The following is a 22,700-nucleotide window of genomic DNA, read 5'->3' as shown; positions in this document are numbered from 1 at the left end:
GTTCAGCGGAAGAGCGCGTTCGCCTCGCGGTAGGTGAGCGTGCCGGCGACCATCAGCTCCGAGCTGCCGGTCTCCAGCACCTCCAGCGCGATCCGCCCGGCGAGGTCGAGCGCCGCCCGCACCGGCCCCGAGCCGACGCTCAGCCGCCGCACGCCGAGCCGCTCCAGCTCGTCCAGCGACGGCGTCGTGCGCGTCGCGAGCACGTTGACCGGCAGCGGCGTCGCGGCGACGAGCGCGGCCAGCTCGTCCGGCTCGCTCACGCCGGGAGCGAAGATCCCGTCGGCGCCGGCCTCCGCGTACGCGCGCGCTCGCGCGGCGATCAGCTCGCGCCGCTGCTCGGCCGGCCCGACGCCGAGCCAGGCCGCGTCGGTGCGGGCGTTGAGGAACAGCGGCACGCCGGCGTCCTCAGCGGCGGCGCGCGCCGCCCGCAGCCGCGCGCACTGGTCGTCGAGGTCGCGCAGCGCGGCGCCGCCCTCCGGCGCGGCGTCCTCGAGGTTGACGCCGACCGCGCCGGCCGCGATCACCGCCGCGACCGTCTCGCCGACCTCGGCCGGCGTCGCGCCGTAGCCGCTCTCGACGTCGGCCGTCAGCGGCAGCTCGGTCGCGGCCGCGATCCGCGCCGTCGCCTCGACCAGCTCGGCGCGCGTCAGCGCCTCCCCGTCGGGCCGGCCGAGCGCGTAGGCGATGCCGGCGCTGGTGGTGCCGATCGCGGCGCAGCCGGCCTGCTCGAAGACGCGCGCGCTGCCGGCGTCCCACGCGTTGAGGATCGCCAGCACGCCGGGTCCGCGATGGAGGGCGTGGAATCGCTGGGCCTGTCCTGTTCGCACCATCTTCGGGAGCGTATCGTCGCTGGTGAGCGAGCTTGCGCGCCGTCGCGACGAACCGCTCAAGTCCTGCTCTTGTATGACGATCATCGCGGTCATGAGCCTGCCCCTCGTCAGCGTCCTGGTCACCGTCCACGACGACGCCTCCCGCGTCGGCGCGACGCTCGACGACGTGCTCACGCAGGACTATCCGCAGGAGGCGATCGAGCTGATCGTCGTCGACGACGGCTCGCAGGACGCGACCGCCGACGTGCTCGACGAGTACCGCCAGATCTACCCGGGCCGGCTGCGCGTGCTGCGCCAGCCGCGCGGCGGCGCGTCGGCCGCGCTCGACCGCGCGCTGCGCGAGGCGCGCGGCGAGCTGCTCGCCCCGCTCGCCGCCGGCGACCGCTGGCCGCACGGCCGCGTCAGAGCGCAGGTCGCGCTGCTGGAACGCCGCCCCGAGGTCGGGCTCGTCTACTCGCGCATGCTGCCGCGCGACAACGCCCATGGCACGCCCGTCTGGCTGCCCGAGCTGGAGGTCGACCCGCCGCGCGGGCGCCCGGTCGGGCGGCTGCTGCGCGAGGAGATCGTCGCGCCCTCGTCGCTGCTGCTGCGCGCGACGCTGCTGGACCGGCTCACGCCGATCCCGAGCGAGATCCCGCGCGCCGGCTGGTGGCTGACCGTGAGAGCCGCGAAGGCGGGCGAGATCGAGTGGCTGCCGGAGACGCCCGACGGCGTCGTCGAGACGCTGCCGCACCCCGGCGACCGCGTCACGCGCCTGCGCGAGCAGCTGCTGTTCCAGCGCTGGTTCCTGCGCCGCACGACCTCCGAGTCGATGTTCCTCGACGAGCTCGGCGAGATCTGGCGCGCCTTCGCCGCGGGCGCGCGCAAGCTGCTGTCCGCCGCCGACGACCCGTTCGCCGAGCTGATCCCCGTCAGCGACGCCGACCGCGCCGACGCGCGCCGCCTGCTGGCCGATGCGCGCGAGGCGCTCAGCCGTGGCGACAGTCGTCCCGGGCTCGCGCTGGCCGCCCGCGCGGCCGCGACCGACCCCTTCTGCGACGCCGCTCGCACGCTGCTGGCGGAGGCGCTCGCGCGGCGGCCGAGACGGTCGCCGTCGGATCCGCTCGCCGGCGCCCGCCGCTTCGTCACGCTCGCCTTCGCCGACGAGCTGCTGGCCGACTGCTCGCTGCTGCAGGCGTACGTCCGCAGCTTCGACGGCCACGCCGACGCGACGCTGGCGATCGACGCGAGCGGGCTGACGCCGGCCGCCGCCGAGCTGAAGCTGAGCAGGCTCGTGCACGAGCACGGCCTCGACGGCGCCGAGGGCGCGCACCTGATCGCCGTGCTCGGCCCGATCGACGCGGCCGTGCGCGAGCGGCTGCCGTTCGGCGTCGACGCGCTGCTGACGGCGACGCCCCGCCCCGCCCCGGCGGCGCCCTCGTTCGCCGCCCGCGAGACGGCGGCGCTGCGCGCCTTCGCCGCGCGCCGCTCGGCCGCGTAACCGCCGTTTTCGCCCGCTCCAGGGCGGATACTGCTGGGACGATGCTGCAACCGACCTCGGACGCGACGCCCTCCAGCTTCGAGCTGGTGCGCCACTACTTTCACGCCGCCGCCGACCGGCTCGAACTGGGCGACGACCTGCGCGAGCTGCTGCTCAGCTCCTACCGCGAGGTGCAGGTGTCGCTGCCGCTGAAGCTGGCCGACGGCAGGCTGCACACGTTCCACGGCTACCGCGTCCAGCACAACGGCGCGCGCGGGCCGTTCAAGGGCGGGATGCGCTTCCACCCGCAGGTCGACCTCGACGAGTTCCGCGCGCTCGCGTCGCTGATGACGTGGAAGACGGCGATCGCCGGGATCCCGTTCGGCGGCGCCAAGGGCGGGATCGACTGCGACCCGAGAGCGCTGACGGCGGAGGAGCTGGAGCGGCTGACGCGCCAGTTCATGCGCCGCATCGACAAGGTCCTCGGGCCGACGCGCGACGTCCCCGCGCCCGACGTCAACACCAACGCGCAGGTGATGGCGTGGATGATGGACGAGTACGCGAAGGCGCACGGCTACACGCCCGCGATCGTGACCGGCAAGCCGATCGCGCTGGAGGGCTCGTTCGGGCGCGAGGAGGCGACCGCGCGCGGGCTCGTCTACCTCTTCAGGGAGGCGGCGCCGGCCGTCAACCTGCTGCCGCAGGAGGCGACCGTCGCGCTGCAGGGGTTCGGCAACGTCGGCTCGTGGGTCGCGCGGCTGCTCGGGCTGCTGGGGACGAGGGTGATCGCGGTCGCCGACGTCTCGGGCGCGATCCGCTGCGAGGGCGGCGTCGACGCGCTCGCGCTGGCGGCGCACGTCGCCGGCGGCGGCACGATCGCCGACTACGCGGCCGAGGGCGTCGAGCCGATCAGCGAGCAGGAGTTCCTCGCGACCCGCTGCGACGTCTTCATCCCGGCCGCGCTCGGCGGCGTGATCACCGCCGAGACCGCGCCGCTGCTCGACTGCAGGCTGGTGCTGGAGGCGGCCAACGGCCCGACGACGCCGGACGGCGACGCCGCGCTGCGCGAGGCCGGCGTCTTCGTCGTCCCGGACGTGATGGCGAACGCCGGCGGCGTCGTCGTCTCCTACTTCGAGTGGGTCCAGAACCTGCAGCACTTCCGCTGGGACGAGCGCGAGGTCAACGACAAGCTCGGCAGAGTGATGCGGCGCGCCTACCGCGAGGTCGCGACGCGCGCCGCCAAGCGCCCCGACGAGCCGCTGCGGATCGCCGCCTTCGAGGTCGGGATCGAGCGCGTCGTCGAGGCCGGGCGGCTGCGCGGCGACTTCTAGAACGAGCGTCCAGGAGGCGGGCGCAGCCGTCGAGCGGGCGGCGCCGGCGGCCGATGCGATCCGAGCCTGGTGGGCTCGGACGGCCCACTCAAGGAGGGCAAGGACGCGAAGGGCGGGGTGCCTCTGGCCGGGGGCGCCCCGCCCGAGCCTTTTGAGGGCGCGCGGCGGCGGCCGCGGCGCGCCGCGCAGCGTGCGGCGGCGTCAGTCGTCGAAGTCGAAGTCGCGCGGCGGTCTCTGCTCGAACCAGAGACGGTCGTGCTCGGGCGTCTCCTGGAGGAAGTCGGGCGTCTCCTCCAGCACGTCTTCGTCCGTGCCCTCGGCGGCGGCCGGCTGCTCGTCGCCGAACGGCTCGTCCTCGTCCTCGATCCGCCACTCGGTCGTCGGCTGGTGGACGATGTCGCTCTGGCGCGGGTCGACCGGCTCGTCATGGGCCGGGTCGCCGTGCGGCGGTGTCGCGGTCTCGGCGGCAGGCTCGGGGTGCACGCCGGGCTCGGTGTGCGGCGCCGGCTCGGCGCGCAGGCGGTCGCGCTCGTCGGCGGCGGGTTGCGCGGGCTCGTGCGGCGCGGTTGCGGGCGGCGCGGCGGGCGTGGCCGGTGCGGCCGGCGGCTGCGCGGCGGCGGGGCGCTCGTGCGGCGCGAGGATCTGCGTCTGCTCCTCGGGCGCGAAGGTCTCGGGCGCGTCGGCGGGCGGGGCGGCCGCGTGCGGCTCGACCGGCCTCTCGGCAGGCGGCGCGGGCGCCTCGTCGAGGTGCGTGTCAGCGGGCTCGTCGTGCACGGAATCCTGCACGGGAGCGGGCTCAGGCTCGCGGCGCACCGGGCCCAGCGCCTCCTGCTCGGCGCGGGCGACCTCGGCGGGATCGGCCCCACGTCGGCGCTTCAGCTCCAGGTGCTCGCGGATCGCGTCGTCCAGCAGACCCATGAGAATCCAATCCTACCCAGCCGGCGGTCGGAGGTGGCGCGATGCCGGCGCGCGCCTACTCGCGCTCGGCCGCGGCGGGGTCGGCGACAGGTGCGCGCTCGGTGCGGTTCTTGCCGCTGCGCTTGGCGACGTAGAGGGCGGCGTCGGCGGCCGCGACGAGCGCGTCCTTGCCGGCCGAGGCGGAGGCGGCGACGCCGATCGAGACGGTCACGCGCAGCGGCTCGCCGCCGTCGAGCGCGGGCACGACCAGCGCCGCGACCGACTCGCGCACGCGCTCGGCGATCGTGTACGCGCCGTCGAGGTCGGTCTGCGGCAGCGCGACCGCCATCTCCTCGCCGCCGTAGCGGGCCGGCTCGTCGATCTCGCGCGAGTTCTCCCGCAGCGCCGCGGCGACCGCCTTCAGCACGAGGTCGCCCTGCTGGTGGCCGTAGGTGTCGTTGACCTTCTTGAAGTCGTCGATGTCGAGCAGCAGCAGGCCGAGCGGCTGGCCGAAGCGGGCGGCGGCCGCGACCTCGGCGGCCATCACCTCCTGGAAGCGGCGGTGGTTGAAGAGCCCGGTCAGCTCGTCGGTGACCGCCTGCCGGGCGACCTGGTCGTGCAGCTCGACGTTCTCCAGCGAGATCCCGGTCTGCGCGGCGAGCGAGCCGACCAGCGCCAGCTCCTCCTCGTCGAAGGCGCGGTCGCGGCGGGCGACGGCGACGGTGCCGTGCGGCTCGGCGCCGTCGCGCGAGCGCGGGATCGGGCAGGCGAGCGCGTGGGTCTGGCCGGCTTGGGCCTGGGCGGGCGCGCCGGCCGCTCGGGCGCGCGCCTCGGCGGCGTCGAGCGCGGGCGCGAGCGCCTCGACCTCGCCGATCCGGACCGGCTCGCTGCCGACGGCGGAGGCGCGGCCGGCGCTCGCCTCGACCGCGTCGGCGATCGTCTCGGCGCCCAGCTCCAGCAGCGCACGCCGGTCGAGGTTGGAGGCGAACGTCTCGCCGACCCGCTGGATCGACTCGCGCAGGCGCGCGCGCTCGCGGTCCAGCTCGCCGATCCGCTGCTCCAGCTCGTGCGACATCTTGTTGAACTCGTCGCCGAGCTGGGCGAACTCGTCGCTGCCCTCGGTCGGGACCGCGGTCGAGAAGTCGCCCCCGCCGACGCGCTTGGCGGCGGCGAGGAAGCGCCCGATCTGCCCCTGCAGCTGGCGTGAGACGACGAGCGCGCCGGCGAACGCGAGCAGCAGGAAGCCGCCGAGCAGCGCGAACGCGAGCCGCCGGTTGCGCGCGACCGCGGCGTTGCTGCCGCCGGCGTCGGTGAGAACCGAGATCTCGTCTCTGCTGCCGCCGAAGTCCTCGGCGCTGAAGCCGGCGGCGACGTACTCGGTCCCGTCGAGCGCGATCCGGCCGCGGCGGGGGAGGTCGCCCGCGGCTGCGGGGAGCGAGCTTGCGAGCGTGCGGTCGCCGCGTCTGACGGCCGCCTCCACCCCGGGCGAGGCGACCAGCCGCACGAGGTCGGCGGCGGAGATGGTCGAGGCCTCGATCACCGCGAGCCGAGCCGCATCCGCCCCCGCGCCGCCTCTGACGGTCGCCTCGCCGGCGGCGACCGCGGTCGGATTGCCGAGCGCGACGAACGGTTGTCTCCCTGCCGCCCCGCTCCCCGCCCCCGCACCCGCGCCGCCTGAGGCCCCGCCCCGTCCCGCCCGCTCGATCACGACCCGTTCGAGCCCCTGCTGGCGCGTCAGCGTGCGCAGGCGCGTGCGCGCGAGCTGCCGGTCGCCCTCCCGGATCGCGTCGCTGAGGACCGGGTCCGCCCCCAGCCGCCGCGCATGCAGCCCGCCCTGCTCCGATGCGCGCTCGTAGACGGCGAGCGCCGACGTCACGTGCGCGCCCGCGCGCGCGTCGGCCTTGCCCTTCTCGCTGTCGGTCACCAGCCGCGCCACGACCACGCCGAGCGCCACCATCGGCACCACGACGAGCAACACGAAGAACACCGCCAGCCGCGTACGAAAGCTCATCCCGCCCCTTTGCACCTCCCGATGGAGCGAGGCTACCCACCGCAGGCGGCCGGCGCGCCCGCACCCACGACGCCTCCCCCGTCGCCAGCGGCTACACTACGCGGACCAGTGCGCCCACCTCCCAGGCGGGCGCGCGCATCACTGGGGCTATAGCTCAGCTGGGAGAGCGCCTGGATCGCACCCAGGAGGTCGCCGGTTCGAGCCCGGCTAGCTCCATCAGACCGAAACCCCCGTCACCACGGGGGTTTCGTCGTTCGTGGGCCAGGTTTGGATTACTAGGCACTGCCGGCCGGTACCGGCAGCGGGTACCAAATGGATCGCCCCCTAAGAGGCACCGGACGAGCCGGATCCGCCTAAGCCCGATACGGCCTCAGCCCCTTTGGCCGCGCCGCCCTGTCTGACAAACAGGTCGCCTGTGGTTTCACCGAAGAGACCTTCGAGCGTGTCGACCTCAAGAGCGAACTGGATGCGAAGCAGTGTGTCGAGCCGAACATCGAGCCTTCCCGCCTCGATGCGTCCCCAAGTTGTCCGGTCGATCCCTGCTCGCGAGGCTGCGGCAGATTGCGGCATAGATGCCGCGCTACGCAAGGCCCGCATACGAGCCGCAAGACGATCTCGCGCCTCTTGGAAAGTCTCGCTATCCGGCTTCTGCCTCCTCATTCTGTCCGGAGATGATCCTACGGTGGGAGCACCGTGGCAAGCACGAAAGGTGCGGCATAGATGCCGCATCCCAACACGAACGCAGCGTAAGGACGGCAGCCAAGCGCCCAGGAGTTCCGCTACATGCGGGAAAAACCGGACATATACGGACGCAAATACCGGTCATTGGAGAGTTCGCGAACGCACGCAATATGCGAGATCCGACGCTCCAAACGACCGGGTGCGGGTCTAGGAATACGTCAGCAGGCGCAGTTCGATCACCGGCCTTGACTCGAACGTACGTTCGTAGGAACGTAGCAGCCACCCTACCGAACAGGACCGAGACCGATGGCAGAGAGCAAGAACCAATACGGACGCAACTTCCGCGAAGCAATCGCACAGATCCAAAAGCTCCCTCCTAGCGAGCGCAGCGCGATGTCAAACCGTAAGGGCTCGGTGCAACCCAAGCCCGCGCCGCGCCCAAAGCCCGCTGCGTAGCCAACCAACGGTCTAGAAACCGACCGGAGGGGTGTCCATACTCCCTTCCCTTGTGCCCGCCGTCGCCGACAACCAGAACTGGCCCTCTCAGACTGAGCTGGTTATTGGCCTTGTCGGGCCCGTAGGCATCGACCTGGGCGAGGTCTTCGACGAACTCGCCCACGTGCTCTCCGCATTCGAGTACGAATGTCATGACATCCATCTGAGCGACCAGCTTCGGGCGCTTGACTGGGACCAGGAACTCGTCGAAAAGCCCGCCGACGAGCGCCTTTGGTCGTACATGACGGCAGGCAACCGGCTGCGCGAGCTTTGGGGTCGAGATGACGCGTTTGCCCTGCTGGCGATCAACGCGATCACCATCGAACGCCAGAAGGTCAGCGGCGATCGTGAAAGACCTCTTGAGCGTCATGCGTACGTCCTGCGCTCTCTGAAGCGCAAAGAAGAGGCGGATCGGCTGCGCGATGTCTATGGCAGTCGATTCGTGCAGCTTTCGCTGTACGCCCCTAAGGAGGCTCGGCTCGCGCACCTCCGAGACCGGATACAGAAGTCACGAGTCCATCCGCAGCCCAGCACGCCCGTCTACTCAGCCGAGCAACTCGTTCAGCGAGATGAAAACGAGTCGACCGATCACGGGCAGCAGGTCCGTGGCCTCTTTCACGAAGGCGACTTCTTCGTAGACGTTCGTCGGGATCTCGGCAAAGAGATCACACGCATCGTGGAACTTCTTTTCGGACACCCGAACAGGACACCCACGCGTGACGAAGCCGGCATGTTCCACGCAGTTGCCGCCTCGCGACGTTCGGCCGAACTCGGTCGCCAGGTCGGCGCTGCCATCTGCACGCACGACGGCTCGGTAATCGCTGTGGGGACGAACGAAGTCCCACGCGCCGGCGGCGGCGCGTACTGGGAAGGCGATGTACCGGACGGGCGCGAGTTCACCAAGGGCCACGACACGAACGACCTCCGCAAAGCCAAAATCGCCCAAGATCTGGTCGACCAGCTTGTCGAAGACAAGCTCATAGCCGACGACGCGCGAGCCAGACTGACGGCGATCATCGCTACCTCGGCAATCGATGATCTCATCGAGTTTGTTCGCGCGGTCCATGCAGAGATGGCGGCTATCACCGACGCTGCGCGCCGCGGGATCAGCGTCGAGAACACCGTCCTGTACGTCACGACCTTCCCGTGCCACCACTGCGCTCGACACATCGTTGCGGCGGGAGTCAGACGTGTCGTATATGTCGCTCCCTATGCCAAGAGCCTCGCGGGCGAGTTGCACGGCGACGCCATCTGCGTCGATCCCGAAACTCATGATCCAGAGCGTCGCGAGATCACCTTCGAGCCGTTTGTTGGCGTCGGCCCATCGCGCTTCCTCACCCTGTTCGAAATGCCAGACCGCAAAGACCGAACGACCGGCGAGGTGCTTCCGTTCGAGCCCGCCAACGCGGTGCCCCGCATCGACGAGATCGAACCGCTCGACATGCTGGCAGAGACACAGCCTTACGTGAAGCGCGAGCGGCGCGCGTTCGAACTTCTGGAGCGCGTCTTCGAGCAAGAGGAGGCGCCTCGCTTTGTGGAAGACGACGACGCGGAACGAGTCCTTCCGGATTAGCAGCGCCTTCGAGTAAGCACCTACTCACCGACGATACGCGTTCGCGCTCTGCGCGCCCGATGAGAAGACCTATCGCGTCAGCTTCTGAAGCTGCCGCTCGTACTCGACCATCAGCTCGCTTACCGAGACACCGAGTCCTGCTGCGACGCCGACGAGGATGTCGAAGCCGACTGACGTGTCGCCGCTCTCGGTCCGCTTGGTCGAGTTGTGGCTGAGGTTGCCCGCCGTGTCGACTCTCTCTTGCGTGAGGTCGCGTTCGACGCGCAGAACGCGGACCGCCGTGGCGAGCGCTCTGCGATGTGTGGTGCGGCTGTCGGGCACACCAGAAGCCTGGAAGGCGAATAGCGCCCCGTCCACACGTAATAACGTCCGCTAGAGACTAAATATGATACTTTCAAGCCTGTTGGGGGCACCTGGCGGCCTTGAAAGGCACTTATGGCGAAAGTGAGAGGGACGAAGATCGCGGATGTCGCAGACTGGTCCGAGTCCGACATCCACCTGGCATTCGGACTGGCGGTTCGGGTGAGGCGCGCTCGGCTCGGGCTGAGCCAAGAGGCGCTCGGCTTCGGTGCCGGAATGCACCGCAACTACGTCGGATACGTCGAACGCGGAGAAGTCAATCCGACCCTCTTCACGATGTCGCGCCTCGCCGACGCCCTCGGGATTACGTTGGCCGAGCTTCTCGCGGAGGCAGACGCACGTCTGGCGGATCACGAGACCCTCGACCGCCGTCGGGAGAAGCAACAGCGGCGACGGAAGCTGTCGAGAGTCGCGGGGCACGCGGTCGCCGAGCAGGAGCGTAAGCGGCGCGGCGGTCCGGCCTGGGGCAGCCTGTAGCCCCTCTGCCATGCACACGACAACCGTCAGGTTCCCGGTAGGCACGTGGTCGCTCTTGAAGGAACGCTGCGGCGAGGAAGGTGTCGCGACGGCGCAGTACATCCGTGAGGCGACGACAGCACGTCTGCTCAACCATCCTGTGCGCTCCGATGAGAGGATCGCGCAGGAGCTTCAGCAGTTGTCGGAGCGCGTCGTCTTGATGGAGCGTGCGCTGCGGCGCCACCTGCTGACCGGTCGCTGATGTCGAGAGCCATAACGCTGCGACTGAGCGACGAGCTGGCCAATGACGTGAGGCTTGCTGCGCGCCTGGACGGCGTCAGCGGTGCGGCGTTGCTTCGCAAGGCGATCGAGATCTACGTGCAGTCCCGGCTCAGCGCCCCCGGCACACGCACTCGGCTGGCTGCGATGCAGACAGCCGAGCGTCAGCGGCTGCGCCCGCACGACGCGTAGCGGAGCGCCCGCTCGCGGCGTCCCGCCGTGGGCGTCCATAGGCATCCGTGCATCTGGTGTATGACTGCCTTTCGGCCCCCATTGGGGGCTGTACTGCGTGTGAGCTGAGCGCGGCGCGCTGGCTCGGCGCGACGCCGGCCTGCGGTGTCGTCAGACGCCGCTCGGCGGGGCACTTCGTCGGCGAGCTTAGCCGGCGTGACGGCCGCTCGGCTCGACGCCGGAGGCGTCGGCCGGCGGTCGTCGACGGCGGCGGCTGCGTTCTTTGCTGCGCGGGTGAGAACTGTCTAGCGGGCCCGATCGGCTTCCGTTCGGAGATGCCCCGCGACGGCTGGGGGACCACTTTTCTCGCGGATTCCGCTGTAGGGGGTAATGCAGCTCGCGCCCGCTCCGACAGCTCCGCAACCTGACGCCCCCAATCGCGCCCGTGACGAGGTCGGCGGGCCACGCCTTCCTTGATGCCCTTGTAGGGATGAGATGCCGCTCTCGACCCGCGCCTCGTGGCTCGCCAGCTCACCGACCGCTTTCCCCGCCGCGGTGAAGATCGTCCCCACGAGCGACACAGCCGTAGACGGGATCTACGTCGCGCGAGAGCCGCGCCGAAATTTCTTTGGCCGAGCGGTGAAGACGTTCTCCGCTGATGACACAGGAGGAAGCATGCAAGCTCTCTCCTCCTCGGGCTCACTGCCGGCGACAGCCGGCGCAACCACTCCCACGTCGGTCTCTCTTGAGGTCGGCGAGGGCGTTGCCGGGATGGCTGGCATGGACGCCTGTTTCCGACCGATCGCTGCTGTTCGGCCGCGTGGTCCGCCGTGCCGGGCGCCCTCTCGATTGGGGGGTACGAGCGGGCGGCTTGTTGCGACATCGCGCAACGGCTGCTCTGAGGCGGACGCGGCGACCCGATCCAGAGGGGTGCTTTTCGCCGCGTTTGCGACATGGCGGTAAGCGACTGGCGGGCCCCGGACGGCGCGCCAGAAAGGAACCAGGATGGGTGGAAGACAACAACAAACAGGCGCAAACGCAGGCCGAGTTCTCGGGTTTCTGGCGTTCTTGGTCGGGCTGGTGGTCGTGGGGATCGGCTTCGTCGAGTTCCTCGTGTTCTCGTGGGGGCTGCTGCAGCTCGACTTGCGGCTGCTGGCGCCGGGCGACATCTGGTCAGGAATATGGGCGCTCTGGCTGCAAGGAGCCCGCAGAGAGCCGTTGGACGTCACGGCGGCGCTGAGGGTCGAACCAGGCATTGTGCCGCCGCGCTCGGCCGCGATCATGCTCGGCTCGATCGGCCTGGCGGTCGTGGGCGCGCTGGCCACGACGGTGCTGCTGCGCGTTGACCGTTGGCGGTCGCGCTCGCAGCTCGACGTGGGACCGCTGAGCCTGAAGCGCGCGGTCCGGCAGCGCTCATGGGCCAAGCCGCGCGATCTGCTGCATCTCCAACCGCGTGTGCGGTCGCGGACGGGCCCGATCCGCAGACGGAGCAACCGGTTGCTGCGGGTGCTGCTGTGGGAGAGACGAACGCCGGAAGATGCCGGCGGCGACTCGTGGAACCTCGGCAGATTCCTCGGTGCCGAGCTGCGGTCGGGCCGGGGCATGCACGCGCTGGTGCTGGCGATGACCGGCGCGGGCAAGACGCTGCGCTGCTGCGCGACCGCCGTCATCGAGCACATGGGCGCCCAGGTCGCCGTGTCGAGCAAGATCGACCTGCTGTTGCAGACGGTCTGGTCGCGAAGACGGCTGGGGCTGCCGTTCGCGGTCTTCGCGCCGTTCACCGACGTGTCGCGCTTCGGTCTGGTGCCGGTCTGCTGGTCCCCGCTGGCGGCCTGCCGCGAGTGGAGCGAGGCGCTGCTGACCGCACGCGCGCTGCACGACGCCGACCCGTCCGCCTCGGCGGCCTCGTCGGGCTCTGACGGGGCGCGGTTCTACAACGCCGACGCGGTGCAGCAGCTTCTGCCGCCGCTGCTGCACTCGGCCGCGCTCTCAGAGCTGGGGATGGCCGACGTGCTGCGCTGGACGCGCAGCGGCGTCAACGGGCTCGACGAGCCGCGCGAGCTGCTGGAGGAGCACGGCGCTTGGGAGGCGGCGCGGCTGCTTGCCGGCGTTCAGGAGATGGACGGCCGGCAGCGGTCGCTGCTGATGTCCTCCGCCGCGCATCTGGTGGCCGTCTATCGCCACCCCGCCGTGCAGGCGATCGATCGTTCGGGGCTCGACCCCGGCCTGCTGATCAGAGATCGCGGGACGCTCTACATCGTCGTCCCCGAGCACATGCAGGAGGAGATGGCGCCGCTGGTTGGCGCCCTGCTGGGCGAGCTGCTGCGTCGCTGCGAAGCCCGCTCGCACGAGGTCACCGACCCGGGCCGGCTGCCGCTGGTCAAGCTGGTCTGCGACGAGGCGGCGAGCCTGACGCCGCTTCAGTCGTTGCCCAAGCAGCTCGCCGTCGGTCGCGGCCACGGTGTGCGCTGGATGCTGGTCTATCAGTCGTGGGCGCAGGTCAAGGCCCGCTACGGCATCGAGGCCGACACGATCCTCAACAACACCGGCGTCAAGCTCGTGATGGGGCCGGTGCACGATCGCAGCACGCGGGAGGAGCTGGTGGCGATGCTTGGCGAGGAGCCGGTTGCAACCCGCTCGCATACCTCTCGCGGCTGGGGCAGCGACAGCAGCGTCACGCGCGGGCAGGAGTACCGACCCAAGCTCTCGACCGACGACCTCGCGCGGCTGGACGAGGGGTCGGCGCTCCTGGTGCACGGCAGCGACCCGCGCGCGACGGTCAAGCTCCCGTTCTGGTGGAACTGGTTCAACCGCCGTGCCAAATCGCCCGAGGTGGTCGTTGAGGCGATGGAGGCCAAGGGCGGGGGTGAGCGGCCGTGATGACGGCCGCGAGCATCCGCGCCTCGCGCGGCGACTACGCCGGCTACCTGCATGACCGCACGGTCGCGCCGGAGCTGGGCGACTACTACCTCGGCCGGGACGGGCTCCCGGCCGAGGCGCCGGGCCGCTGGATCGGGGAGGCCGACGCGCTCGCGCGCGTCGGCCTCCCGGCCGGCCCCGTCGCGCCCGACGACCTCCGGGCGATGATGGCTGGGCACCGTCCGGGCCACCCCGAGGCGTTCCTTCGGGCGGCAGGGCCGGACGGCACACGGGCAGGCGGGATCGACATCACCTTCTCGGCGCCCAAGAGCGTGTCGGTGGCCTGGGCGATGGGCGATGCGACCGCGCGGGCCGCGATCGAGCAGGCACACCACGACGCCGTGCAGCGAGCTGTCATCTACCTCGGCAAGAGTGTCGAGCTGACGGCCCGCTGGGACCCCGAGCAGGGCATGTCAGTGCCGGCACTGGCCGCGCACCTGCACGCGGCCGAGTTCACGCACACGACCGCGCGCGGAGTTGGTGAGGCGGCGCCTGATCCTCAGCTGCATTCCCACGTCGTCATCACCTCCGTCGAGCGAGAGGACGGCAGAGTTGCGGCGGTTCGATCACGGCCGATGATGCGGGCCGCGCGGGAGGGCGGGGCGATGTACCGCGCTGCGCTCGCCCACGAGTTGCGCCAGCAGGGATACGTCATCGAGCCGGCCGGCGACGACGGCCGCTACTTCCGCCTGGCCAACATCGACCCGCAGGTCGAGCAGGCATTCTCCAAGCGCACCGTCGAGGTGCAGCACGCCGCACGCGCGTTCCGGGCCGAGCACGGCCGTGCACCCGAGCGCGGCGAGCTGCGCGCGCTCGCGGTCAAGACGCGCTCGGCAAAGGCGCCGCACACCCGCCACGAGCTCGACGCGAGCTGGCGCGCGACCGCCGCCGTCAACGGCCTCGAGCGTCCGCCGGCGCCCGAGCTGCGCGCCCCCGAACCTGTGACGTTGCCGGTCGATGGGGAAGGATGGGCGCTCGCGGTCGAGCGCGAGACGACCGCTGACCGTGCCGTCTTCGACTCGGCATTGCTGCGGACGGTTGCGCTGGAGCAGGCCGCCGGCCACGGGCTCGATCCCGACGCCGCGCTCGCCGGCGCCGATCGCCTCCGCGACGAGGGTCGCGTGCTGGAGCTGGCCGACGGTCGTCTCACGACCTCGCGCGTGCGGGAGGCGGAGCAGACGATCTCCGACAGCCTTGCGGCGATGGCGGCCGACCCCGGCCGCGTCATCGACGCCGCCGCGCGTGAGGCCGGGATCGCCGCGGTCGAGCGCCGTATCGGCGCGGAGCTGTCGGCCGAGCAGCGGGCGGCGATCGACACGGTCACCGCCCCCAGCCGCGCCGCCGTCCTCATCGGCCCGGCCGGCACCGGCAAGGGCGTCGTCATCGACGCCGCCGCCCACGCCGAGCGCACTGCCGGCCGCGAGGTCTACGGCGTCGCGGTCGCCGGCCGCACCGCGCAGCGGCTCGGCGAGAGCGCACCGTCGCTGGCCGGCAGGGTGAAGACGATCGACGGGTTCGTGAACGCCGTCGAGCGCGGCCGGCTGCCGCTCGACGCCAACACGACCGTCTACGTCGACGAGGCCGGCATGGGCGACACCGACCGCCTTCACCGACTGACCGAGCTGGTGAGCGAGCGCGGCGGGGCGCTGGTGGCGATCGGCGACGGCCGTCAGCTCTCCTCGATCGGCGCAGGCGGCATGTTCGACCGCCTCGCCACCGAGCTGCCCGCCGCCGAGCTGCGCACCGTCCACCGCACCAATGACCCCGCCGAGCAGGACGCCTGGCACGCGCTCCGCAGCTGCGAGGCGCGCGCGGCGCTGGCCTTCTACCGGGAGCGTGGCGCCGTCCACCTGGCCGACACGCGCGATGACGCGATCGAGCAGGCAGCCCGCGCCTACGACCGCCACGCCGCCGAGCACGGCCACGCGCAGGTGGCGCTGATGTCGGACGCCAGCAACGTCGAGATCGACCACCTCAACCTCCGCGTTCAAGCGCTCCGTCGCCAACGCGAGGAGCTGTCCCCCGAGCACGTCGAGCACCCCGACGGCTACCCGCTGCATGCCGGTGACCGCGTCATCTGGACGCGGCCGATGCCGGTGCGCAGCGGACCGCGCGTCGAGAACGGCCAGCGCGGCGAGATCGTGGACCTCGGAACCGACCGACTCGCGGTCCAGCTTGACAGCGGCGATCGCGTCGTCACCCTCGACACCGACCGTCTCGACGCCGTCAGGCTCGGCTACGCAACGCACGTCGTGCGCGAGCAGGGCGCGACCGTCGAGCGCTCGGTCGTCGTGACGGGCGGCTGGCAGACCTCCGCCGAGACGGCCTATGTCGAGGCGACGCGCGGCGGCGTCGAGTGGCACGTCGGCCGCGACGACCTCGACGGCCACGACGACGCCGGTCGCCTCGACCACCTGGCCGAGCGGATGAACGTCAGCCGCGCGCAGGAACCCTCGCTGACCGTCGAACTGCACGACCCCCGCCGCCTGCCTGACGACCCCCTCGACGCGTTCAGCGTCGAACGCCTGCAACCGGTCGCTATCACCGACCTCGCGCCGGAGCACGGGCACGACCTGGCGGTCGAGCGATGACCGGCCACAGACGCCCGGCCCGCGTGCAGGTGACTCTCAGAGACAGCGAGCGCGACGAACTCGCCGCCCTCGCCGCCGAGCGCAACGAGCCGGAGGCGACCACCGCCGCCCGGCTCATCCGAGCCGGTCTGTTCGACCGAGGCGCCTCCCTCGCGGCTGTCGTGCGCAGACGCGCCGCGTCCGGCTGCGGCAACAAAGAAGGCCACGGCACCGGCGCGGCCGACTGGCTCCCGCCCGAACGCCACGCCGCCGCGATCGACGCACTGCGCAACCGCTACCCGCAGAAACTCAGACACCTCCGCGCCGACGCGCTCGACCTGCCGGAGATCGCCGAGCAGGCCGCCGCGCTCGCCGTATGGCGCGAGGCGATCGACAGAGGCGCGCACGCCGACCCACGCATCGAACTCGCCTTCGGCAACTCGCTGCAGAGCTTCGCCAACTTGCTCCAGACCACTTCCCGCCGCCACCGCTAACCGCACAGAGGACGGATCCAAATGTCAACTAACTCCACCGCCGGCGAACCACCCCGCCCACGTCTCACCCGCGCCGACGTGATGACAGCCAGAGAAGTCGCTGAAGTGCTCAGCCTGCCGCTCTCCACGGTCTACGAGTTGGCTCGTCGCGGCGAGCTGCCTTCGTCCCGACTCGGCCGCGCCGTGCGGTTTCTGCGTGATGACGTTGAGGATCGTCTGCGGGTTCGCAGTGACTAGACGGAGGTTGGCGCGTCAGACCCTGCGATCGAGACGGCAGCGAGTCGCCCGTATTGACGCGCAGACTCTTGCTCAAGACGAAGTGCAGCCTTCACGTCTTCCAAGTCGACGTCTCCAGCCACCAGGCCACTTCGCATGTCCTCCCAATCTGAGGTCGAGAAGAGGTCCGCGCGAATCTCAAGTTTGACGCTGTCCCAGCCATTGAGGGCCCGCCAAGGATCGATCACTTGGGTATTGAACTGGTCGAAGAAATGCTCCCGCAGATTGGAGAGCGCGATGCGTGACCGAAGGATGCGGTCCGCAGCGAAGTACGCCGTGATGCCCGTTATCCATGGAAACCACTCCGCTTCATCCGTCCCGGGATAGAAGAGCTGATCCTTGATCCGGGCGGAGACCGTCTGTCGTGTTTCGAGGGCGCCGGCATAGGCCCCTGCTCTGGCGCGGGCGATAGGGAGAAACGTCTCGTCCGGGAACGCCCCCGCATGGCCCGACCGCAGAGTGCGGTCAGAGCTTCGATCAGCTTCACGGCCCAATGCCAGCGCAGCTTGCGCGGGAGAGCGTCCACCGGGCGTGTCGAACGGCCATGTAAGCCGCGCGATCTCGTTGGCGGGTATCTCCGCTATCTGCTCCGCCATCTGGTCCACGACCGTAAGACCGGAGCCGTCGAACGCGCGCCGGCTCACGAACTGCTCGAAAGGGGCGTCCTTGCCGCCGCGGCGACGGAGCATCGTCTCCGGAGACAGCCACGTCACGGTCGCCAGGTCGTACGTGCCGGTGGGGCCTCTGAGGAATTCGAGTCGTAAGTAGATCTCGCCGAACTCGATGAGCTGTTCGACATACTGACGCAGCTCCATCGCAAGGTTCGGCATGTTCCAAAGGCCCTGCCGACGGCGTCGCGAAAGCAGCACATCCCAGGCGTACTCGCCCTGGGCTGGAACGTCAGCGCGGACACCAAGAATTCCTTCGTCTATCTCGGGTACCACAGTCCCGGCAACGCCACGCGCCGAGACGAAGATGTCGAGATCGGCGTGTGAAGAACCAATCGCGCGGTCGAGTCCCAGTGCGAATGCCGCATAACGATCGCGCCCGTAGAAGACGCCTCTGGCCCTTCTCTTACGCATCGCCGATCCTTTGCAGGTATACCTGCGAAAGAACCTCAGCCAGGCGTCTCCGGTCGCTTGCTCGTCGAGCTGCAACCGCCATGACGAGATGTCTTACGCACTCGTCGGGTCCAAACAGCAGTTCGGCCTGTGCGATCAAGCTCGATGGATGGTCCTTTTCGAGCATGTATCCATGACTGCCAGGTTTCGGCCGTTCCGGAAGTGCTTGGACGGCTTGCGTCAGGGGCTGCATCCACTGGTAATACACGACCATCGGAAGCATGAGATCGACCATCCACCCATGATTCTCCACGGCCTCCGCTAGACCATCGATTCTGGCAAACGGCACGTCGATAGTCCGACCAACTTCGATGACTTGGTCTCTCCGGTTGTGCAGCTCCGCCCAGCCATACACCGTTGCCGCCGTAACCAGCCCATCGAACGTGAGCCTGATCGCTTGCTGCTCATCCGACTCTCGCAACCGAGCCAAGACATATCCGCCCATTGCTGTGCGCAACAGTGCGTATGCGCCTTCCCATTCTTGTTGAGCTGCAAGCACCCGAGCCGCTCGGCCGGCGTCTTCGCGCAAGTCCTTTGCGTTCTCGGGGCTCGATCTATCGATGACGTGGAGGACCCTCTTAGCCACGTCTCTCATCTCGCCCAGCGTGAACCCATAGTGCGCAATGCGGAGGATGCAACGCAGCGACATGCGGGCTACGACATAGGACTGCTCGCTTCTCTCGTGCAGGGCAGCCGCCAACTGCGCGTCGCAGAAGTTGATCGCCCGCCGCAACGACTCTTCTTGCAGACGTCTCAGCCGCGGCGCGCGCCAACCCTCAACTTCCTCTGCCATCTGATTGCGAGGGGTGATGATCTCGTCGCAGATCGCTCGTTCGCGGCGGATCGCCAGACCGATCCGCGCAGCGTCATCCTGGGCATCCCAGGGAAGGCTGTCGAGCGCGGCATCGCGGCGCCAGGGCTCCTTAGCGACGATCTCTTTCGCCGACACGTGCCAACCGCGACCGATCGCCTCAACGAGCAACCACGGCAGCGTCATGAACTGCTCGGTGACCTTGCGATCGGTTCGCATCCTTGCATGCACCCCGGCAGCTTCTGCCTCGGCGAAGATAAGGTCGACAACTTCTGGATCCTCGTGGAGCCAGGCGTACTGAAGCGACTCCGACCACAGTCCGATCAGGCTTTGGGCAACTCTCGACGCGTCCAGGACTCTGGCGACAAGGACCGGCCGAACGATAGCCAGGACCTTTCTCTCAAACCAAAGGTGATCGGCGACGCTCGTGGTCGGATCCATCAGGCCCTGCGCAAGAATGGCTTCATCGACATCGACGCCGACGTTTGATTCAAGTCGCTGGTCGTAGCGCTCGAAGAAAAGGCTCTGCCGACTGAAGCCCGATTTCAGACGCACGTAGGCCGACAGCATGGTGCGCATCTCATCGAGGCACGCGGCCACATCCTCGGAATCTCCGCTCTCCAACAGACGGCCGAGCATCTCATCGAAGATCTGCAAATCACCCGCGATAACCCGCCGGCTGTAGTCCTCGACGGACCGTCCGGCATTCGGTCGTCGGGCTCGAAAGATCTCCCCGATGATTTCGCTGCGGAGGCTGATCGCAATGTTGTGCGGCAGGTACCCGAGCAGCCCCGCCTGGCGATAGGTAATGAGCGACAGCACCGCGACGGTGCAAATCGACAGCGCCATCGCAGCCGAGATGTACGGCGAGTACCCGGCGATCTCCAGGAGCGCGAGTACCCAAAGCGAGAAGGCGAATCCGAGGGCGAGCAGCCGAACGACAGCCGCGCTCATACGCTCACGCAGCAGAAAGGAGACGATGCTTGTACTTCGGTAGCGATCTGCCGTCATCTGCCAGGCGATCAAGCTGATCGACAGGATCAAACCCAGCACAGTTGCTGTGCCGCCAGCAGCGGCTGCGAGCAGGTTGCGGAGAGTCTCTACGCTGGGCAACGAGAACGTCGACCGAAGCCATTCCTCAACGCCGAGCCAGTCGACGATGCGCCCGCCGTATCTCTGGACGACGAGATCCAGCGCAAATCCAAGCGCGATAAGGAACGCCAGCTGGAACAGAAGCCAACGTTGCGGCCCGAGGAGAGTCAGAACCGTACGGGCAGGCTTTGCGCGGTCGGGAACCCGCGCCCTCGCGATCCGAATGCGCTCTCGCCAACCAACGATGCCGAGATATGCTCGACCAAGTCGCCGCCCGACCCAAAGTTGCTGCCTGCTCAGTGGGATGGCGCTGTCCGGCTCGGGGTTGCGGAGCAGCCGGAACCAGCGAAACGGTCGCCGGAACCGGATCGCGCGTAGTTGAAATCGCCACCACAGTCGGGACCGGCGCGTGAGGCGGCGCACTCGGTGCGGTCTCACATCCTCGCTGCCACCATCGCCGGGGTCTGTCGCGGGACGAGACATAGTCGAAAACTAGGGGTCGACGATGCCTTCGCGTCGCACTTCCTTTCCTGAGAATGGGCCTGACTCGGCACCAAACGCCGCATTGACCGCCACGATCGCGGCCGGATCGATCTTGCTGTGCAGATAGCGGTTCGTCGTGCGCAGTTCGGCGTGGCCGAGCACGTCGCGCACGGTTACGAGCGGCAGCGTGCGAGCGAGCACCGAGCCGGCCGCATGGCGCAGCCCGTGAAGCTTGATCGGGCGGAGGCCGGCGGCTGCGGTCGCGCGCTTGTACCGGCGGCGGATCGCTGAGGGATCGAGGCGGTCTCCGAAGCGATTGCAGAAGACGTAGTCGTCTGGGTCCGTGAAGTCGCCGCGCTGGCCGAGGCGGGCGAGCGCTTCGGCCCCGGGACGCGGGAGCGGCACCTGTCGGCCGCGTCTTCCCTTTGGCAGCTTCTCGACGCCGGCGCTCACGGCTCTTTCGACGTCGAGTACCGCGCCTGAAAGATCCGGAAGGAAATGGATGTGCCGCCACCTCAGCGCGATCACTTCCCCGAGGCGCATGCCGCTGTAGAACTTCACGCGGAAGAGATCGCCGTCTTGGTGATTCTCGAGGCGACGGGCCTGCTGCTCGTCGTCGCTGAGCAACGCAGGGCGCCCTCTGTAGTTCGGCATCGCCGAGCGATGTTCGCCGCGCTCGCACGCCCGCGCGAGCGCCTCGACCTCCTCAACCTCGTAGTGGTCGAGCGGCGGCGGGGGCGGCTGGTAGCGCTTGTCCGTGCCGGCGGCCGGATTGGACGCGAGCGCGTAGGTGTCAGGCTTCATCGCATAGGTGAAGACCGCATGGAGGAGCGAGCGATGCTCGTTCACGTTGCGCGCCGACAGCCCTTCGCTATCGAGGTCGCGAAGGAACTGCGCGACCTCGCGTGGCGTGATCTCGTCGTGAGGCCGATCACCGAAGCGCGCCATGACGCGGCCCTTGACGGTGCCTCTGCCACGCTTGTACGGCTCTCCCGGCTCGCGCAGCAGCAACGCATCGTTGGCCAGCGTGGAAGGGGCGCCGCCCTTCACGTCCCGCTTCCATTCCAACCACTCGTGCGCGACTCTCCGGAACGTAGGGATGCCGGCTCGCGCAGCAGCTTCGACCGCGGCCTGGTGCTCGCGATAGACGGCTGCGACCATCTCGGCCGCGGCAGCATGGGCGGTGCGCTCGTCGAGCCAGCCGTCTCTTGGGCGCCCTCTTCTCCGCGTCCAGCCGCCAGCGCCGTCCGGGGAGATCCAAGCCCTACCGAGCCGGCGCTTGATCTGCCTGCCGCCGGCGGCACGCCACTTCGCCTCAAAGAACGGCGTTCCGTCCTTGGCGGTTCGCACCAGCACTGCGGGTGTTGGAGCCTCGGCCACCGGTCAGAGGGTACCACCCGTCTGTGCGAGGGTACCGCTCCTGCTCACGGGTACCACTACGGGTACCGAACCCACGTATTGCCCTCAGACATGGCGATATGGACCGGTTATTCCGCTCGAACCTAGACGAACCAGTAGACGTATAACTGGATCTCACCCAGGAGGTCGCCGGTTCGAGCCCGGCTAGCTCCACTCCAACGAAACCCCTGCTAGCGCGGGGGTTTCGTGGTTTCGGGAATCGCCGTGGATCGGCAGTGATTCGCGGTGATTTCAGGCACTAGTGCCTTTATTCCGGCCGATTGCCGCCGATGCCCTTGGATTCGGCCCGATTGGGCTGGGTGACGGCGCCGGCCAGAGCTATCGTGGCCGCCCGTCCACAAGGTGGCCCCGGCGGTGCTGAAGACACCCCGGGGCCTGGCACCGAAGGCTCTAGGCCCTCGGTAACGCGACGTGCTGCGCGCCGCGGCCATCGCGGAGCTGGGCGAGATCGACACGATCTATCTCGCCCTGACCAACACCGACTTCGCTGCGGCCCGCAGGCGGCGCGGTCACTTCGAGCCGTTCATGCGATTGCTCGACGACCTCGGCTGGGAGCCCGACGACGACCGCACGAGCTTCGAGATCACGATGCCCGAGGGTCCACCTCGCACAGCTCGCCGACAGGTTGAGCAAGGAGGCCCTCGCGCGCCTCGACGGCCTCGCGGCCACGCTGGCTCGCCGTCGCTGCGCGGACCGTTGGGCGTGTGGTTCCGCAGTCGTCTGTAGCGGCGGAGCTTCGCCAGCAGCGCCTCGACGGGCATCGTGCCGCGGTCGAGCTCGGCCGCCGGTGCCGCATCGACCGCAGCGACGTCGTCGCGGCCGTCAACGAGCTGGTCGGGCAGGGCTCCGTCGACCGGGCGCCCGACCCCGACCACGGACGGCGCAACCGCGTGACCCTCACGAGAGGCGGGTCCGGCAGCTGCGCCGCCTCGACAGCGTGCTCGAACAGGTCCAGGACGATCTGCTCGAGCC

19 protein-coding genes, 1 tRNA gene and 1 pseudogene are annotated in these 22,700 nt (G+C 69.5%); 13 read left to right on the top strand and 8 right to left on the bottom strand.

The genetic code is table 11. The annotated features are described in order from the left end of the window. Nucleotides 1–2: 2 nt before the first annotated feature. Nucleotides 3–830, bottom strand: a complete 828-nt coding sequence (locus tag Q7L73_RS17975) for an isocitrate lyase/phosphoenolpyruvate mutase family protein (RefSeq protein ID WP_304691109.1) — start codon at nucleotides 828–830, stop codon at nucleotides 3–5. 91 nt (nucleotides 831–921) lie between these two features. Here Q7L73_RS17975 and Q7L73_RS17970 point away from each other — a divergent pair, with 91 nt between their 5' ends. Continuing rightward, nucleotides 922–2,310, top strand: coding sequence for a glycosyltransferase family A protein (locus Q7L73_RS17970; protein ID WP_304691108.1), 1,389 nt, complete (start codon nucleotides 922–924; stop codon nucleotides 2,308–2,310). A 41-nt stretch (nucleotides 2,311–2,351) separates the two neighbouring features. After that, on the top strand, nucleotides 2,352–3,620 hold the full coding sequence (locus Q7L73_RS17965; RefSeq protein ID WP_304691107.1) for a Glu/Leu/Phe/Val dehydrogenase: 1,269 nt from the start codon (nucleotides 2,352–2,354) through the stop codon (nucleotides 3,618–3,620). 201 nt (nucleotides 3,621–3,821) lie between these two features. Here the strand turns inward: Q7L73_RS17965 and Q7L73_RS17960 are convergent, their stop codons facing one another. Both Q7L73_RS17960 and Q7L73_RS17955 read right to left on the bottom strand, forming a co-directional pair. Beyond that, a complete protein-coding gene (locus tag Q7L73_RS17960; RefSeq protein WP_304691106.1) occupies nucleotides 3,822–4,538 on the bottom strand; it encodes a hypothetical protein in 717 nt (238 codons plus the stop codon). Between the two features lie 55 nt (nucleotides 4,539–4,593). Continuing rightward, nucleotides 4,594–6,528: a diguanylate cyclase gene (locus Q7L73_RS17955; RefSeq protein WP_304691105.1), complete on the bottom strand. Its 1,935-nt coding sequence runs from the start codon at nucleotides 6,526–6,528 to the stop codon at nucleotides 4,594–4,596. Between the two features lie 143 nt (nucleotides 6,529–6,671). On the opposite strand from Q7L73_RS17955, the gene Q7L73_RS17950 reads away from it, so the two are divergent. Beyond that, nucleotides 6,672–6,744 (top strand) — tRNA-Ala (locus Q7L73_RS17950). 108 nt (nucleotides 6,745–6,852) lie between these two features. Here Q7L73_RS17950 and Q7L73_RS28790 read toward each other — a convergent pair. Next, complete coding sequence (locus Q7L73_RS28790; protein WP_370552400.1) at nucleotides 6,853–7,188, bottom strand: helix-turn-helix transcriptional regulator; 336 nt, start codon at nucleotides 7,186–7,188, stop codon at nucleotides 6,853–6,855. 529 nt (nucleotides 7,189–7,717) lie between these two features. Between Q7L73_RS28790 and Q7L73_RS17945 the strand changes: the two genes are divergently transcribed. Beyond that, entirely contained in the window at nucleotides 7,718–9,277 is a 1,560-nt protein-coding gene (locus Q7L73_RS17945) for an anti-phage dCTP deaminase (protein ID WP_304691104.1), read from the top strand. Between the two features lie 69 nt (nucleotides 9,278–9,346). Here the strand turns inward: Q7L73_RS17945 and Q7L73_RS17940 are convergent, their stop codons facing one another. After that, nucleotides 9,347–9,598, bottom strand: a complete 252-nt coding sequence (locus Q7L73_RS17940; protein WP_304691103.1) for a helix-turn-helix domain-containing protein — start codon at nucleotides 9,596–9,598, stop codon at nucleotides 9,347–9,349. A gap of 114 nt (nucleotides 9,599–9,712) precedes the next feature. Between Q7L73_RS17940 and Q7L73_RS17935 the strand changes: the two genes are divergently transcribed. The 7 genes from Q7L73_RS17935 (at nucleotide 9,713) to Q7L73_RS28785 (ending at nucleotide 16,763) form a co-directional block, all read left to right on the top strand. Beyond that, nucleotides 9,713–10,114: a helix-turn-helix domain-containing protein gene (locus tag Q7L73_RS17935; RefSeq protein WP_304691102.1), complete on the top strand. Its 402-nt coding sequence runs from the start codon at nucleotides 9,713–9,715 to the stop codon at nucleotides 10,112–10,114. 10 nt (nucleotides 10,115–10,124) lie between these two features. Beyond that, the gene (locus Q7L73_RS17930; protein ID WP_304691101.1) at nucleotides 10,125–10,355 is read left to right on the top strand and encodes a hypothetical protein; all 231 of its coding nucleotides are present in this window, start codon (nucleotides 10,125–10,127) and stop codon (nucleotides 10,353–10,355) included. After that, nucleotides 10,355–10,564 (top strand): hypothetical protein, encoded by a 210-nt coding sequence (locus Q7L73_RS17925; RefSeq protein ID WP_304691100.1) that lies wholly within the window; start codon nucleotides 10,355–10,357, stop codon nucleotides 10,562–10,564. The genes Q7L73_RS17930 and Q7L73_RS17925 overlap by 1 nt, the downstream gene beginning before the upstream one ends. Nucleotides 10,565–11,611: 1,047 nt before the next feature. Further along, the gene (locus Q7L73_RS17920; RefSeq protein ID WP_304691099.1) at nucleotides 11,612–13,423 is read left to right on the top strand and encodes a type IV secretory system conjugative DNA transfer family protein; all 1,812 of its coding nucleotides are present in this window, start codon (nucleotides 11,612–11,614) and stop codon (nucleotides 13,421–13,423) included. Then, a complete protein-coding gene (gene mobF, locus Q7L73_RS17915; RefSeq protein ID WP_304691098.1) occupies nucleotides 13,423–16,053 on the top strand; it encodes a MobF family relaxase in 2,631 nt (876 codons plus the stop codon). The genes Q7L73_RS17920 and mobF overlap by 1 nt, the downstream gene beginning before the upstream one ends. A gap of 23 nt (nucleotides 16,054–16,076) precedes the next feature. Further along, a complete protein-coding gene (locus Q7L73_RS17910; RefSeq protein ID WP_304691097.1) occupies nucleotides 16,077–16,526 on the top strand; it encodes a hypothetical protein in 450 nt (149 codons plus the stop codon). Nucleotides 16,527–16,547: 21 nt separating this feature from the next. Beyond that, a complete protein-coding gene (locus Q7L73_RS28785; RefSeq protein ID WP_370552399.1) occupies nucleotides 16,548–16,763 on the top strand; it encodes a helix-turn-helix domain-containing protein in 216 nt (71 codons plus the stop codon). Here the strand turns inward: Q7L73_RS28785 and Q7L73_RS17905 are convergent. Genes Q7L73_RS17905 through Q7L73_RS17895 form a run of 3 tightly spaced genes read right to left on the bottom strand, consistent with a single transcriptional unit; the run spans nucleotide 16,760 to nucleotide 21,689 of the window. Continuing rightward, nucleotides 16,760–17,884 (bottom strand): hypothetical protein, encoded by a 1,125-nt coding sequence (locus Q7L73_RS17905; RefSeq protein WP_304691096.1) that lies wholly within the window; start codon nucleotides 17,882–17,884, stop codon nucleotides 16,760–16,762. The two genes, Q7L73_RS28785 and Q7L73_RS17905, sit on opposite strands and share 4 nt — an antisense overlap. Continuing rightward, nucleotides 17,877–20,309, bottom strand: coding sequence for a DUF2254 family protein (locus Q7L73_RS17900; RefSeq protein ID WP_304691095.1), 2,433 nt, complete (start codon nucleotides 20,307–20,309; stop codon nucleotides 17,877–17,879). Before Q7L73_RS17900 ends, Q7L73_RS17905 begins: the two co-directional genes overlap by 8 nt. Before the next feature lie 9 nt (nucleotides 20,310–20,318). Beyond that, nucleotides 20,319–21,689, bottom strand: a complete 1,371-nt coding sequence (locus Q7L73_RS17895; protein ID WP_304691094.1) for a tyrosine-type recombinase/integrase — start codon at nucleotides 21,687–21,689, stop codon at nucleotides 20,319–20,321. Between the two features lie 450 nt (nucleotides 21,690–22,139). Between Q7L73_RS17895 and Q7L73_RS17890 the strand changes: the two genes are divergently transcribed. Together Q7L73_RS17890 and Q7L73_RS28780 are read left to right on the top strand one after the other, a co-directional pair. After that, nucleotides 22,140–22,454 carry a hypothetical protein gene (locus Q7L73_RS17890; protein WP_304691093.1) on the top strand — a complete coding sequence of 105 codons (315 nt, stop codon included), beginning with the start codon at nucleotides 22,140–22,142 and terminating at the stop codon, nucleotides 22,452–22,454. Beyond that, nucleotides 22,433–22,555, top strand: a pseudogene (locus Q7L73_RS28780) (hypothetical protein); the annotation flags it as partial. The gene Q7L73_RS17890 and the pseudogene Q7L73_RS28780, both read left to right, overlap by 22 nt. Nucleotides 22,556–22,700 lie beyond the last annotated feature (145 nt).

Source organism: Conexibacter sp. CPCC 205762 (genome assembly GCF_030646155.1).
Lineage (GTDB): Bacteria > Actinomycetota > Thermoleophilia > Solirubrobacterales > Solirubrobacteraceae > Conexibacter.
Note: the sequence above shows the minus strand (reverse complement) of the source record. Positions and strands in the feature narration are given on the sequence as shown.